Source organism: Pseudomonas frederiksbergensis (assembly GCF_035751725.1).
GTDB lineage: Bacteria > Pseudomonadota > Gammaproteobacteria > Pseudomonadales > Pseudomonadaceae > Aquipseudomonas > Aquipseudomonas frederiksbergensis_A.
Genome location: NZ_CP142104.1, coordinates 3,354,243 through 3,368,943 on the forward strand (window position 1 = coordinate 3,354,243; position 14,701 = coordinate 3,368,943).

General features: G+C 60.3%; 10 protein-coding genes and 1 pseudogene. 10 read left to right on the top strand and 1 reads right to left on the bottom strand.

Annotation, left to right across the window (positions count from 1 at the left end):
- Positions 1-19 precede the first annotated feature (19 nt).
- Positions 20-1,276: pseudogene (locus VQ575_RS14810) on the bottom strand (ABC transporter ATP-binding protein); the annotation flags it as partial.
- Positions 1,277-1,459: 183 nt separating this feature from the next.
- On the opposite strand from VQ575_RS14810, the gene VQ575_RS14815 reads away from it, so the two are divergent.
- From VQ575_RS14815 to VQ575_RS14860, 10 genes are all read left to right on the top strand, one after another.
- On the top strand, positions 1,460-2,278 hold the full coding sequence (locus tag VQ575_RS14815; RefSeq protein ID WP_325919891.1) for an ABC transporter permease: 819 nt from the start codon (positions 1,460-1,462) through the stop codon (positions 2,276-2,278).
- 146 nt (positions 2,279-2,424) lie between these two features.
- Positions 2,425-4,866 (top strand): glycosyltransferase, encoded by a 2,442-nt coding sequence (locus tag VQ575_RS14820; RefSeq protein WP_325917816.1) that lies wholly within the window; start codon positions 2,425-2,427, stop codon positions 4,864-4,866.
- The gene (locus tag VQ575_RS14825) at positions 4,863-7,322 is read left to right on the top strand and encodes a phospholipid carrier-dependent glycosyltransferase (RefSeq protein ID WP_325917818.1); all 2,460 of its coding nucleotides are present in this window, start codon (positions 4,863-4,865) and stop codon (positions 7,320-7,322) included. Before VQ575_RS14820 ends, VQ575_RS14825 begins: the two co-directional genes overlap by 4 nt.
- Positions 7,323-7,334: 12 nt before the next feature.
- Positions 7,335-8,357 (top strand): glycosyltransferase family 2 protein, encoded by a 1,023-nt coding sequence (locus tag VQ575_RS14830; protein ID WP_325917819.1) that lies wholly within the window; start codon positions 7,335-7,337, stop codon positions 8,355-8,357.
- 32 nt (positions 8,358-8,389) lie between these two features.
- Entirely contained in the window at positions 8,390-9,136 is a 747-nt protein-coding gene (locus tag VQ575_RS14835; RefSeq protein WP_039590061.1) for a class I SAM-dependent methyltransferase, read from the top strand.
- Entirely contained in the window at positions 9,133-9,540 is a 408-nt protein-coding gene (locus VQ575_RS14840; protein ID WP_325917820.1) for a GtrA family protein, read from the top strand. The genes VQ575_RS14835 and VQ575_RS14840 overlap by 4 nt, the downstream gene beginning before the upstream one ends.
- Positions 9,540-10,823, top strand: a complete 1,284-nt coding sequence (locus VQ575_RS14845) for an NAD-dependent epimerase/dehydratase family protein (RefSeq protein ID WP_325917821.1) — start codon at positions 9,540-9,542, stop codon at positions 10,821-10,823. The genes VQ575_RS14840 and VQ575_RS14845 overlap by 1 nt, the downstream gene beginning before the upstream one ends.
- Positions 10,813-12,399, top strand: coding sequence for an FAD-dependent oxidoreductase (locus tag VQ575_RS14850; RefSeq protein WP_325917822.1), 1,587 nt, complete (start codon positions 10,813-10,815; stop codon positions 12,397-12,399). The genes VQ575_RS14845 and VQ575_RS14850 overlap by 11 nt, the downstream gene beginning before the upstream one ends.
- The gene (gene wecB / locus VQ575_RS14855; RefSeq protein WP_039589777.1) at positions 12,396-13,505 is read left to right on the top strand and encodes a non-hydrolyzing UDP-N-acetylglucosamine 2-epimerase; all 1,110 of its coding nucleotides are present in this window, start codon (positions 12,396-12,398) and stop codon (positions 13,503-13,505) included. Before VQ575_RS14850 ends, wecB begins: the two co-directional genes overlap by 4 nt.
- Positions 13,496-14,602, top strand: coding sequence for a glycosyltransferase family protein (locus VQ575_RS14860; protein WP_039589771.1), 1,107 nt, complete (start codon positions 13,496-13,498; stop codon positions 14,600-14,602). Before wecB ends, VQ575_RS14860 begins: the two co-directional genes overlap by 10 nt.
- The last annotated feature ends 99 nt before the right edge of the window (positions 14,603-14,701 follow it).

A 14,701-nucleotide genomic window follows, 5' to 3' on the forward strand; every position in this document is an offset into this window, starting at 1 on the left:
GCTCTCCTTGGGTGCGACAAGCAAGCGGTTCACCCGAACGTGGGTCGATTCGCTGCAACCCCAGGTCCACCATCCCCAGGAAGTTCCTGTGGTTCGGCAACATGTCGAACGCCAAGGGCGCGACTTGTTTCTCTATCAGTTGCGAAGTGTCTTCCGTCGCCCCGTGCAACAGCTTGAGGGTGACATGATAGCGGCCTTCGGCGAGGTTGGCCCGGAAGCGCACCGTGATCACCGCCCGTCGCCAACCGTTTTCGACGGGGCCCGGTTGCAGCGCGAAGTTGCCTCCACCGATCACCAGCAACCTGGCTTCCTGGAGGGTGAAGCTGATATTGGGTTCAGTGATCGATTCATGCAGCATCGCCTCGACGCGAATCTCGATGTCGTCCCCATACAGGTAACTGGAGCAAAGCTGCTGGGTGTTGGTAAAGCAGGCAGCGCTGATGTGCCCCTCTTCAGTCCCGAAGGCAATCCCCTCCTGCCCACCCATGAATGGCTTGCGCGTCACCGGTGTGACACCGCCACTGGCCCAGCGACGTTGCTCATCACGCATGTCGAGCAAGTGCAGCTCGGCCATTTCATCGGGCGAGCCGCTGGCCACGACCCGGCCCGCACGCAGGTAGATGACTCGGTGGCAAAAGCGCTTGACCATGCTCATGTCATGGGAAACGAACAGCAGCGTCGTGCCCTTGGCAGCCAACTCCTCCAGCCGATTCAGGCATTTGAATTGAAAGGATGCATCGCCGACGGAAAGGGCCTCATCGACGATCAGGATTTGCGGCTCCACACACACCGAAACAGCGAATGCCAACCGCACCAGCATCCCGCTGGAATAGATTTTGGTGGGTTGGTCGATGAAGTCGCCGATATTGGCGAACGCAATGATGTCTTCGAAGCGAGCGTCGATTTCCGCACGGCTCAAGCCCAGCACCGCCGCATTCACATAGACGTTCTCCCGCCCGGTGAACTCCGGATTGAAACCGGACCCCAGCTCCAGCAATGCCGCAATCCGACCATGCCCGCGAACGCTGCCCCGGGTCGGCATCAACGTTCCGCAGATCAGTTGCAACAAGGTCGATTTACCACTGCCGTTACGGCCGATGATACCGACGGTCTCGCCCTTGGCGATGGTCAGGGAAACATCGTCCAAGGCCCAGAACTCACGGTAGAAACGCTTCCTGCCGCGCACCAGCATCTGTAACAGACGGTCCTTGGGCGCATCGTAGATCTGATAACACTTGCTCAAGTTCTCGGCACTGATAGCCACTTCAAACGACATCGGCAAAACCCTTCCATGAACCACGACAATCTGCGGCGCGACTGAATCCATCCTTCGTTGGGCCTTGCGCAAGAGTTAAGCACAAACGGGATAAAAAACTTGGAAGCAAGCCAACTTGGTCTACCCTCCATGACGATGCGACCCAAGGAGCAATCCGAATACGCGCTCAAGGAACAGGCAACAATGCAGTCGTTCAGCACGTCCCCCGCCGCCATGATCAAGAGTGTCCTGATCAATCGAATCCTGATCTTTGTGTTGATCCGCAGGGAAGTCGCCGGTCGCTACAAAGGTTCGATGCTCGGTATCTTGTGGTCGTTCTTCACGCCGGTCTTCATGCTGGCGGTCTACACGTTCGTCTTCAGCGTCGTGTTCAAGGCCCGCTGGTCGGGCGGCAATGAGTCCAAGAGCGAATTCGCCCTGGTGCTCTTCGCGGGCCTGCTGGTATTCAATCTTTTCTCCGAGTGCATGAATCGTGCGCCGGGCCTGGTGCTGGCCAATACCAATTACGTCAAGAAAATCGTGTTCCCACTGGAAACCCTCCCCCTGGTCTCGCTCGGCGCAGCGCTGTTCCACATGGCTATCAGCGTGCTGGCCTGGCTGGTCTTCTACGCCGTCCTGTTCGGAGTTCCACCAATCACTGCCCTTCTACTGCCGCTGGTGCTGTTTCCAATGGTGTTGCTGACGCTGGGTTTCTCCTGGTTCCTCGCCTCGATAAGTGTCTACCTGCGCGATATCGGCCAGTTCATCGGCATCATCGTCACGGCGATGCTGTTCCTCTCGCCGATTTTCTATCCACGCTCGACGCTTCCCCAAAATTATCAGGGTGCCTTGCAGGCCAACCCGCTGACGTTGCCAGTGGAAATGGTTCGCGATGTGCTGTTCTGGGGCAAACCGCCGCAATGGGATCAGTTGGCCACCTACTCGGTGATCGCCGTGCTGATCGCCTGCGCCGGGTTTGCCTGGTTCCAAAAGACCCGCAAAGGCTTTGCCGATGTCATATGAGCCTGCTGGCGTGGCGCCCCGCCCAGCAGCCGCTATGATGATTCATGGCACGGCTGGAGCCGGTGCCTGTCTGGTGATTGAAGTCGACAACGATCCTGGAACACCTGGGGTGCGTTGCCGTAATGACCAAAGGACCGAAGGAACGCATGGACCCAATCAACCTCCTTGTTGATCGCATTGACCAGCTGACTCGCTCGACACAATCCAGATCCATTGAAGCCTTGCAGTTGGTCAAGGAGATCGAGAATCGGGACCGCCTGATCAATCAGCTGGGCCTCGATTCCAAAGCGCTCGGCACCCGCTTGTCACTTCAGGAATGTGAAGCCCGGCGGTTACGCGAGCGGCTGCGGCTGGCTGAACAGCGCCTCAAGAACGCCGAGGCGTTGCTCAAGATGAAACAGCGCGAGGCTGTCGCGCTGTCCGATTGGGCGGTGGACCTGCGCGCCCAACTTGCGGCGAAACAGGCTGAGCTGTTCAAGCTTTGCGACTGGGGCAACGCCATCGAACGCGCACCGCTGCGCTATTCGATGCGCAAGATGGCGTATCGATTTTCACGCTGGGTCTACGCGTGGCTGCCCCTCAGCGCACAGGTGAAAGGCAAGCTGGCGCACCGGCTTCGCGGTTGGTTGAAACCCCGCAAGGCAACGCCAGGCGAATCAGCGACATCCGCAAGCCTCGTCCCCCTGCCACCGTCGCCGGACCTTGCCGTGCCGTCCAGCGCCGGACAGCCCATGATCCTGATGTTCGGCGTGATTGACTGGCACTTCCGCATCCAGCGCCCACAAAACCTGGCCAAGGAACTGGCCCGGGGCGGACAGACGACTTTCTATATCTCCAACAACTTTATCGACGATGATGCCCCGGGCTTCGAAGCAGAGCCCTTGGCAGGTTCCCACCGGCTGTTCCAGATCCGTTTCAAGGTTCGCGGCGCACCGGCCATTTATCACGCCCCACCGACAGCCGCCGCGATCCGCCAGTTGTGCCAAGGGTTGGCGATGTTGTTGGAAACAGCGAACGTCGGTGCCGTGGACTGCATCGTCCAGCACGCCTACTGGTTCCCGCTGGCGAGGCGCGTTCCCAACTCCACATTGGTCTACGACTGCATGGACCATCATGAAGGTTTCGGCAATGTCGCCCAGGAATTGCTCGACCTTGAAATCGCCTTGATGCGTCGGGCGGACCTGCTTGTGGCGACATCCGACTGGATCGAACAACACGGCAGGCGGGAAAACCGCAACGTGGAAGTGATCCGCAACGCTTGTGAGTTCAGCTTCTTCAGCCAACGCCCGGGCAAGGTCTATCGGGACCCAGCCAACAGGAAGATCATCGGCTATTACGGCGTCATTGCCGAATGGTTCGATCTGGATCTGGTCAAGCAAGTCGCCCAGGCTCTCCCGCAGCAGTTGGTCCTATTGATCGGCAGCGACACCGTCCAGGCACGGAGATATTTCAAGGGCTGCCCGAACGTGGTCCTGGAGGGCGAAGTCCCGTACGCCTCCCTGCCCTACTACCTGCATGCCATGGACGTGTGCCTGCTTCCGTTCAAAGTCATGCCGCTGACCCTCGCCACCAATCCGGTCAAGGTCTATGAGTACCTGAGCGCGGGCAAACCGGTGGTCTCGGTGAAACTGCCGGAGTTGAGCCAGTTCGGCAATCGGGTCTGGTCGGTTGAGCGGCCGGACGAGTTCATATCGGCCATACGCAACGTATTGGGCGCGCTGCCGGAGGCCCGCGCCACGCGACAGGCGCGTCAATCGTATGCCCGGGGCCAGACCTGGCAACATCGGGCCACTAGCCTGCGCCAGGCCATCGCGACGTTGCCAATGCCTAAAGTCAGCGTGGTGGTGCTGACCTACAACAACCTGGAACTGACCAAGGCCTGCCTCGACAGCCTGGTGACCCAAAGCCAGTACCCCAATCTCGAGATCATCGTCGTCGACAATCATTCCAGCGACCAGACGCCGGCCTACCTCACCGCCTGGGCCGACGGACACCCGGAGCGGATCGTCATCTTCAACCAGGACAACAAGGGATTCGCGGCGGGCAACAACCAGGGCCTCGCGGCAGCCAGTGGCGAGTACCTGGTTATCCTGAACAACGACACGATCGTCACCGCTGGCTGGGTCAAGGGCTTGATTCGCCACCTGCGGGACAACAAGGAAATCGGCATTATCGGTCCGATCACCAACAACATCGGCAATGAAGCCAAGGTCAGCACCCGCTATGGCCGGGTAGATGACATGCCGGCCGAAGCCGCGCAAATGACCCGCTCCCGAATGGGCGAGTGGTTCGAGATCAATACCCTGGCGTTCTTCTGTGTGATGTTCCCGCGCTCGACCTACGAGCAGGTCGGCGGCCTCTGCGAAGAATATGGCCTGGGTTTTTTCGAGGATGACGATTACTGCCGCCGCGTGCAGCGTCGAGGCATGCGCGCGGCCTGTGCCGAGGATGTCTTCGTCCACCATCACCTGTCCGCCTCGTTCAACGCCTTGGGCGCCAAGAAAAAACAGGCGCTTTTCGAGAAGAACCGGGCGATCTATGAGAGCAAGTGGGGATCCTGGGTTCCGCACACGTACCGTGACGTATGAGTGCCCCTTTGCATGGCACCGAGGTGCTGAACAACCGAGACGATATTTTGCCAAGAGATAGCCTGAAGTACGCAGTGGTGCTGTTGGTTTTACTGGCGAGCATGGCGGTCGGCGGGTACGGTTTTTCGACGCTTGAAGTGGCATCCATGAGCAGCGGAACCCGGACGATATTGCTCTCAGTGGCGAGCCTGGCTGCCCTCGCCGTCTTCACTCGCCGAACACCGTACGTCCTCTGCCTGGGTTTGCTGGCCTGCTTGTCCATCGTCTTTGCACAGGTATGGCCGGCGCTGGTCGTCGCGGTCTTCGGGCTGTCCGCCACTGTGCTTGGCAGGTGGATGCTCAAACAACACATCACGGCCGACTGGAGCGTCCACCTGCTGGTGGGAGCCGGCACGCTTGGTACGTTCACGGGCTTGGCGGCGTACCTGCCAATCAATTATCCCTGGCTGTATGGCGTGCTGCTGTCGTTGCCCCTTTTGCTGGGGCGCAAACACGTCATGTCGACAGCTCGCGAACTGCTGAGCCTCATCCGAACCGTTCGCGCGGCACAGACACCTATCCAAACGGCGCTCGACGTGCTGATTTGCGGCTTCGCCTGCCTTTACGTCCTGGTGGCCTTCATGCCCGAGGTCGGGCACGACGCATTGGCCATGCACCTCTTCGTCCCGTCACAACTGGCGCAGCGGCATCAGTGGTCGTTCGATGCAAGCACCTATGTCTGGGCGGTCATGCCCATGTTGGCCGACTGGATCTACAGCATCGTCTATATGCTGGCCGGCGAAACGGCGTCACGCTTGAGCAACAGCGCATTCACGCTGTTGGTGGCGTGGCAGATCCATAACATGACCCTCTGGGCCGGAGGCTCTGCCTCCAGCGCCCGCTGGGCATGCCTGATTTTTCTCTCGACGCCCCTCGCCTTCGCTGAAAGCAGCAGCCTGCACATCGAGTCGGCGTGGACCGCCTTCATGCTGGCCGGGACGCTGGCGGTCCTGAAGGTCTCCAGCTTCACGCCGGAGACCACGGAGCGCCTGTCGCAATTGCTTATGGCTGGCCTCCTGCTGGGCTTCGCCCTGGCGACCAAAGCCGTGACCCTGAGCGTTCTGCCAGTCTTGTTGGTGGTTCTCTTGTTGCAATACAAGGCCTGGGCCGTCCAAGGGATCGGCAAGACCCTCCTGCTCGGCAGCGCCGGCCTGATGTTGGCCGGTGCGACCCCTTACGTCTCGGCCGGGTACTTGACCGGCAATCCGGTATTTCCGTTTTTCAATGCCATTTTCCATTCACCGCTCTGGCCGAACATCAACTTCGAACCGCCGGCCACTTTCGGCAGAGGGATGAGCTGGGACACGCTCTATCGAATGGTCTTCAAGTCGCCCGAATTCATCGAGGGGCGAATCGGCGCGGCAGGCTTCCAATGGCTGCTGCTGCCAACGGCTGTCGTCGCCTTGTTGTTGAGCGGCAACAGAAAAGCCCTGTTGATTTTCCTGGTCGGCGCCGGCGCGATGTTCGTGACGTTCCACTCAACGGCTTACCTGCGTTATGTCTTCCCCTCCTTCGCGCTTTTCTCGGTAATCCTGGCCCTGCCGTTTTCCAACGGCAGGCTCTTCCCGCGCAGCCTCGCCATGGTGGCCTGCGCCTTGTTGATCATGACTAACATCCGCTTCATACAGGCCGCGACTTACTATGGCGATATCAAACCCTCGGCATTGTTGAGCCAGGCCGGTCGGCAGATGTATCTGTCGGAGCGCCTGCCCCTTCGGAAAATGGTCGACACCGTCAACGTCTTGAACACCGGACATCAGCCCGTGGCGGTCTTCGCATCGCCCTTGATGGCGGGCTTGGGCGGCGATGCCCTTTATGCCTCTTGGTACAACCTGAAGTGGAAGAACGAATTCGACACGGCGACGTCACCCTCTGAGCTTGCCCGTCGCTTACGTCAGCGCCAAGTGAATTGGCTGGTAATCGACCTCAAGTCCCTCCCCCAGGCGCGACTTGATCTGCTGCTGAACGTGTCCACGTCGTACGCCAGGCTGGGTGACCTGGACCTGCGCAAACTCAACGTCACGCATGACGAGCACCTGCTCAACCCCGAGCTGTCCAGTCTCGAGGGCTGGAGTCTGACGTTACCTTCGAGCTACGACCCATCGCGCAAAATCCTCACCGTCAACGTCAAGACACCGGCTACACAGCGGGTCGAAGTGACACCGGGGGCGACCTACACCAACAGCGTATCCGCACGCTGCGCAACGACAGCCACCACGGGAAGAATCCAGGCCAATTGGATGGACGCCCAGGGCGACTTCATTGCCGCCAGCATCGCAACGTTTGACTGCACCACGCAGTGGGAGACTCATGAAATGAACGTCATCGCCCCTGCAAATGCCACCTCCGTGATCATTTATGCCTCCGGCCACACCGACACTCCGCTGGAGTTCAGGTCACTTTCATTCAGGCAATAGCGGGCGATATCGATGAACTCTAAAACCGAGCTTTTCACCGATGAACAGCGAGTCGCCGTGGTCATCCCCAGCTATCGGGTCACCGCACATATCGTCGAGGTCATAGACGCCATAGGGCCCGAGGTCTGGCGCATCTACGTCATCGACGATGCCTGCCCGGATGGCTCGGGCGAGCATGTGCTGGCCTCCTGTAACGATCCTCGGGTCAAGGTGCTGCCCCACGATGTCAACAAAGGCGTGGGTGGTGCAGTCATGACCGGCTACCAGACAGCCCTGGCCGACGGTGCGAGTATCATCGTCAAGGTCGACGGGGACGGCCAAATGGACCCGACCCTGATTCCGCTGTTCATCGAGCCGATCCTGGCCGGTGAAGCCGACTACACCAAGGGCAATCGATTTTTCAATCTGGAAGAAGTCCAGTCCATGCCGCGGCTGCGCCTGTTCGGCAACGCCGTATTGTCGCTGATGGCCAAACTGTCGACGGGTTACTGGGATCTGTTCGACCCCACCAACGGCTACACGGCGATCCACCGCGACGTCGCCCGGCTGCTGCCCCTGGACAAGGTCAGCCAACGCTACTTTTTCGAGACCGACATTCTGTTCCGCCTGAACACCGTGCGTGCCGTGGTCGTGGATGTCCCGATGGAAGCCCGATACGGCGACGAAGTCAGCCACCTCAAGATCTCGAAAATCATTGGCGAGTTTCTGTTCAAACACCTGCGCAATTTCACCAAGCGCGTGCTCTATAACTACTACTTGCGCGACATGTCCCTGGCTTCGATCGAGCTGCCGATCGGGATCCTGATGTTCTTGTTCGGCATCCTTTTCGGCAGTTTCCACTGGTTCGAATCGGCGCAGAACGGCGTCGCGACACCAGCCGGAACCGTGATGCTCAGCGCATTGCCCATGCTCATGGGGTTGCAACTGATCATGGCCTTCCTTGGTTATGACATCGCCTCGGTGCCCAGCAGGCCACGGCACTCCAGGCGCAGTAAAGCAACGTCGTTACGGGAAGAAAGCTCATCAAAGCACTAAGGGATTTTTTATCGGACCCCTCGCTCAAGGCCTTGGACGTCGATGGCATCGAGCGCCTCGAACTTCACGCCAAAGTGCTCGGGCGCAAACGGATGCTGCGGGAAGTCTTCGTAGAGTTCCACCACGTGCTCCGTCGCCTGGCAGAGCGCTATTTCACCGTCGGGGGCCTTGAGGTGGAGTTGGGGGCCGGCGTCTCGCCCATGCGTAACTCATACCCGCAAGTGCTGGCCACCGACATTGTCTGCACCGATCAGTTGGACATGGCACTCGATGCCGAGGCGATGAGTCTTGATGATCAGTCGGTCCGGGCTTTCTTTTGCCAAAATTGTTTTCACCACTTTCCTCATCCCGAGCGGTTTTTCACCGAACTGGAAAGGACCCTCAAGATCGGCGGCGGCGCTATTTTGATCGAACCCTTCCATGGCCCCTTTGCCGCGTTCCTCTACAAGCGTCTGTTCAAATCCGAAGGGTTCGACATGCACTACCCTTCCTGGGAAACGCCATCGACCGGTCCCATGAACGGCGCCAACCAGGCCCTCAGCTACATCGTCTTCGTGCGCGACAGGCAGGCGTTCGAACGCAAGTACCCTGGCCTGGAAATTGTCCATCAGGAGATCGGCGGCAACTATCTGCGCTACTTGATTTCCGGCGGCCTGAATTTTCGCCAGTTGCTGCCTGACGCGCTGATCCCCGCACTCAAGGTCATCGAAAAACTGCTGCATCCGTTGCGACGGGTCTTGGCGCTGCATCACATCGTGGTGCTCAGGAGGGCGTCTTGACCTTTATCCGGTACGGCGCCATCCAACTCATGGCCTATGCGTTGGACATGGGTGCTTTTCTGTTGTTGATCGCGTTTTTCGAGGGCCATCCCGTCCTGGCCAACATTGCCGGCAAGGCCATCGCCGGTGTGTTCGCGTTCTTTGTGCATCGGCACTTCACGTTCCAGTCGACCCACGGCAGCGGCAAAGCCCAGGCGGTGCGCTACTTCTCGCTGCTCGCCATCAACATCCCGGTCGCTTCGACGCTGTTCAGCGTGGGCCTGTATTTCGTCGACAGCCCCGGCCCGGTTAAATTGATCTGCGATGTGCTCTGTGTGGCCCTGACCTACTGGATCAGCAAACTGTTCGTGTTTCATTCCGGCACGCGCCCGCCCGTTCCGGCTGACCGCGCGGAGGGTGCTTGATGAAATTGGTGATTACCGGCGCGACCGGCTACATCGGTCAACGCTTGTCAGCCCTCGCAGCGGCACGCGGACACGAAGTCATTTGCGCCACGCGCGAGCCGTGCCCCGCGGCTTATGCCTGGCTTCCCTACGATCTACGCGACCCGGCGCCCAACTGTCCGGCCGACGCCCAAGCGCTGATTCATCTGGCAGCCCACACGTCGAACGCTGTCCATAACGACGCGGACGGCGAAGTCAGGGCAGCCCAGGCGCTGATCGAATGCGCCCGGCAAGGCTCGGCCAAGTTCATTTTCATCTCCAGCCAGACCGCCGAGGCCACCACCCCGAGCGTTTATGGCCGGACCAAGTGGCGTATCGAACAACCTGTGCTGGCGGCTGGCGGCACGGTGATCCGCCCCGGCCAGGTCTATGGTGGCCCCGAACATGGGCTCTTTGGCTTGTTGTCGGGGTTGGTTCGGCGAAGCCCGCTCATACCGATCCTCATCCCGGCACCCTGTGTGCAGCCCATTCATGTCGACGACCTCGCGGCCGCGATACTGGCCGTTGCCGAGCGGGATGACATTCGTGCCGAAATCCTCAACGTGGGCGCCGTGCAACCGATTGCCTTTGGTCGGTTCCTGATGTCGATTGCAACGCATCGGGTCCGTGCCGTTCGGCTGCCAATCCCGGTACCGGTGGCACTGCTCAGGCTATTGCGCCGGTCACTCGGGCAATCGCTGAGTACGAAACTGGGCCTGGAGCGGATTTTCTCCCTCATCCTGCTGCCGCCCATGGACACCGAACGTTCCCTGCAAAGACTCGGCCTCCGGTTGCGCCCCCTTGCCTACGGCATGCATCGCTCCGGCCATGGCCGACGTCGCGGTCTCCTCCGGGAAGCGGCGGCGCTGTTGGGGTATTTGCTCAAACGTCCGCCGCAAATAAACCTGGTCATTCGCTACACCAGGGCACTGGAGCATGCGGGCAGGACCTGCCCCATTCTTCACTCTCGCTGGCTGATGCGCTGGCCGATGCTCATGGTGCTCCTGGATGACGCCGGCATCCTGGGCAAGCCCGACGGCCAGGAGCTGGCCTGGCGCCTGCAAGTTGCACTCGGTATCGCCGAAGCCAGCCCACAAGGGGCGCAGGTGTTCCTTGGCGCGCTGCCCCCGCGCAGCCTGCCGGTGACCGTGGCGGCGCTGGGACTTACCCTGGCCAGCGCACTGGCGTGGAAAGTGGCGGCGCTGGCGTGCCGCCCTTTCGCCCGTCAGCTTTTGCTCGGAAGTGAAGCCCATCGTGGCGCCTGAATTCGATGTAATCATCGTCGGCAGCGGCCCGGCCGGGACTTCAGCCGCCTATCCGCTGGTCAAGGCAGGCCTGAAAGTCCTCATGGTCGATGCCCAGGCCGATACGCGCCCTTCAAAGCCGCCAAGCCGCCCATTCCTCGACGCCAGGGCGAACGATGAGCATCAATGGAAATGGATGATCGGCGATAACTTTCACGCCTTGAACCAGCTGGATGCGGTATCGCCCAAGTTGAAGACACCGACCCACGCCCATGTCTTCGAACGATTCAACGCCGACAACCGCATCGAGACCGATAATTTCATCGGCATCGGCTCACTGGCAACCGGAGGCCTGTCCAATGCCTGGGGCTGCGGCGTAGCAACGCTCAGTGCGGACGATTTTGCCGGGCTGCCCATCGATTATTCCGAGATGCAGGGGTCGTACGAAACCGTCGCTCGGCGCATCGGTATCAGCGGCCGGGTCGACGATGACCTGTCGAGCTACTTCGGCCTCGATGAGTGGTCGCAGCCACCGCTGCCGCTGGATGCCCTGCACCGGCGCCTGCTCGATCAGTACGCCCGGCGCCGGCCGGGGTTTACCGATCCGGGCTTCCGTCTTGGTCGCTCCAGGGTCGCCGTGTTGAGCCAGCCCTTGGAAGAACGCAAGGCCTGTGACTTGTCTGGGAACTGCTTGTGGGGCTGTCACAACCAAGCCTTGTACAGCGCCTCTCAAGAGCTGAAAAAGCTCAAGCAATACCCCGGCTTCCAGCACGTCCAGGATTTTCTGGTGGACGACCTGTTGAAACAGGACGGTTCATGGATGATCAACGATCGTCGCTCCGCCCGGCGGTTTTGCGCGACGCGCCTGCTGCTGGCAGCAGGCACCCTGGCCTCGACCCGGCTCGCCCTCAAGCGCCTGAACCATTACGCCCCGATACCCTTGCTGTCTTCGCCAACCGCGGCCTTCCTGCTATGGCTGCCAAAGATGCTCGGCGCCCCAAGGGGGCCGACCTTTGGCCTGGGGCAGCTTTCGTTCGCCCTTGAGCTATCGTCCACTGCAACGGCCTTTGGTTCGACGTTCAGTACCACTGGTTTACCGATGGGCGAGTTTGTCAACCGGATCCCCATGAGCAAACGCCACAGCATCGAACTGCTGAAGAACCTGCTGAGCGCTTGCCTTGTGGGAAACATCTTCCTGCCCGGGCACCTGTCCCACAACACGGCACGCTTGTCGCCCGATGGTTCGTTGAGCATTACCGGCCAAGTGCATCCCGACCTGCCAACACTCATGAAGACTGCCGAGGCCAGGCTACGCCGGATCTATTGGAGAATGGGCGCGCTGTTGATCCCCATGAGCTTCACCCTCGGCAGGCCGGGAGCGGATATCCATTATGCGGGAACCCTGCCCATGCACTCGATGCCACAGCTCGGACAGACCGATAGCCTGGGCGAAGTCGCGGGCCTTGGCGGCGTGCACATTGTCGACGGTGCCTGTCTGCCCAGTCTGACCGAAAAGTCCCACACGCTGACACTCATGGCCAACGCGGACCGGATAGCCCGCTCTCTTGCCACAACGATAGGAAATCAAAAGGCATGATTCGCAAGGTACTTTGCATCGTCGGTACACGCCCGGAAGCCATCAAGATGGCCCCGGTGATCAAGGCGCTCCAAGCCGAAAGACACATCGATTGCCAAGTGCTCGCCACCGCCCAGCACCGAGGCCTGTTGGACCAGATCCTGAACGGTTTCGCAATCACCGCCGACCTGGACTTGGACATCATGCGGCCCAACCAGTCATTGGCGACACTGACCTCACGCTTGCTGCTTGAGCTCGACGGCGTGCTGCAAGGCGAGAAACCGGATGTCGTGCTGGCTCAAGGCGATACGACCACGGTCATGTCTGCTGCGCTGGCATGTTTCTACCTGCGGATTCCCTTTGGCCATATCGAGGCCGGCCTGCGTACCGGGGACCTCGACAACCCATTCCCCGAGGAAGCCAACCGGGTGATCGCCAGCAAGCTGACCCGCTGGCATTTCGCGCCCACCCAGCGCGCCGTGGAAAACTTGCGGGGCGAAGGCGTCGCGGCCAGTGCCATCACCCTGACCGGGAACACCGTGATAGACGCGTTGCTGATGACCGCAGCACAGGAATCAGCCTTGGCTGTTCCACTGGATTCCAGCAAGCGCCTGGTACTGGTCACCGCCCATCGCCGGGAGAACTTCGGCGAACCGTTCCAGAATATTTGCCAGGCACTCAAGTGCCTGGCCGAACGAAACCCGGACATCCAGATACTCTATCCCGTCCACCCCAATCCGAACGTCAAGGATGTCGCGCATCGCCTGCTCGGCCAGTCCCCGAATATCCTTCTCTGCGCACCGCTGGATTACGCGCCGTTCATCGCGGCAATGAAACGCTCGTACCTGATCATCAGCGACTCCGGAGGAGTCCAGGAAGAAGCACCGGCCCTGGGCAAACCGGTGCTGGTACTGCGAGAGGAAACCGAACGCCCGGAGGCGGTCGACCTTGGCGTGGTCAAGTTGGTAGGCGCCCACCGGGACACTATCGTCGAACAGGCACAGCGTCTGCTCGATGACCCGCAGGCTTATCGAAGCATGGCACATGGGGTTTCCCCCTATGGCGACGGCAAGGCCGCAGCCCGTATCGTCAAAGTCCTGAAGCAGTATTTCCAATCATGCGCATGATCTATTTGTCGCCGGTGCCATGGGCCAGCTTCAGCCAGCGGCCTCATCACTTCGTCAATTGGTATCACCACCAGACTGGAGCGCCAGTGCTCTGGATCGATCCGTATCCCACGCGCTTGCCAACGCTGAGCGATTTCAGGCGCAAGCCGCCGGTCGCCGGCCAACAAAACGCCAGCGTTCCTCCCTGGTTGCAGGTCCGCAAACCCCGCAGTCTACCCATCGAGCCCCTGCCGGGATCGGCAATGCTGCTCAAGCGGCTGTGGCAAAACCTGCTCAGGGAGGCTGCGGCATTTTCCGCAAAAGCGCCTTGCAGGATCTGCGTCGGAAAACCTTCCGAACTGGCCTTGCAACTGCTGGCGCTCATCCCTGACAGCCATGCCGTCTACGATGCCATGGATGATTTCCCGGCGTTTTACCAAGGCCTGTCACGCAGGTCCATGGCGCGTCGCCAGGCGCAGGTCATCCAACGGGTGGATAAAGTACTGGCCTCCTCCAGCCCGCTTCACGACAAGCTCCGGGGCATGACCGACCAGATAGAACTGGCCCTCAACGCCTGCGACATGCAGCAACTGGCACCGGTTGAAAGCCTCGACCTGGGCGCCAAACAACAAGTGCTCGGCTATGTCGGCACGTTGGGTCGTTGGTTCGATTGGGATCTGGTCATCGCGCTGGCGCAGGCCAATCCAGCACACCGGGTCCGACTGATCGGCCCGCTCTTCACCCCACCACGTCGCGTATTACCCGCCAACATCGAGCTGCTCCCCGAGTGCTCCCACGCCAGCGCAATCGCGGCGATGGCGACGTTTTCAGTGGGCTTGATCCCGTTCAAGCTCAACCGCCTGACCGCTTCGGTCGACCCGATCAAATACTACGAATACCGTGCCCTCGGCCTGCCCGTGCTCTGCACCCGCTTCGGTGAAATGGCCTCGCGGGACAAGGAACCTGGCGTCTGGATCGTGGATGAAGACACTGATCTGCGTAAGACCATCGTTGAAGCGCTTGCCAGCCGAACTGATCGTTCTGCTGTCGAACAGTTTCGCGAGGCACATCGTTGGGCGGGTCGTTTTTCTACGGTGGATCTTTTGAAGGGAGAATGATGGCTGAAAAATCGCGCGCCAGCGTCTATGGTTGATACTTGCAACGCAGACCATCCCCTAATAACAAGATTGCCGTGAGAGCCCTGCGCGGGCGTCACG

Bases quoted from the DNA above. Each gene is read 5' to 3' on its own strand.
- VQ575_RS14815 (WP_325919891.1), top strand. From the start codon at position 1,460: ATGCAGTCGTTCAGCACGTCCCCCGCCGCCATGATCAAGAGTGTCCTG.
- VQ575_RS14820 (WP_325917816.1), top strand. From the start codon at position 2,425: ATGGACCCAATCAACCTCCTTGTTGATCGCATTGACCAGCTGACTCGC.
- VQ575_RS14825 (WP_325917818.1), top strand. From the start codon at position 4,863: ATGAGTGCCCCTTTGCATGGCACCGAGGTGCTGAACAACCGAGACGAT.
- VQ575_RS14830 (WP_325917819.1), top strand. From the start codon at position 7,335: ATGAACTCTAAAACCGAGCTTTTCACCGATGAACAGCGAGTCGCCGTG.
- VQ575_RS14845 (WP_325917821.1), top strand. From the start codon at position 9,540: ATGAAATTGGTGATTACCGGCGCGACCGGCTACATCGGTCAACGCTTG.
- wecB (WP_039589777.1), top strand. From the start codon at position 12,396: ATGATTCGCAAGGTACTTTGCATCGTCGGTACACGCCCGGAAGCCATC.
- VQ575_RS14860 (WP_039589771.1), top strand. From the start codon at position 13,496: ATGCGCATGATCTATTTGTCGCCGGTGCCATGGGCCAGCTTCAGCCAG.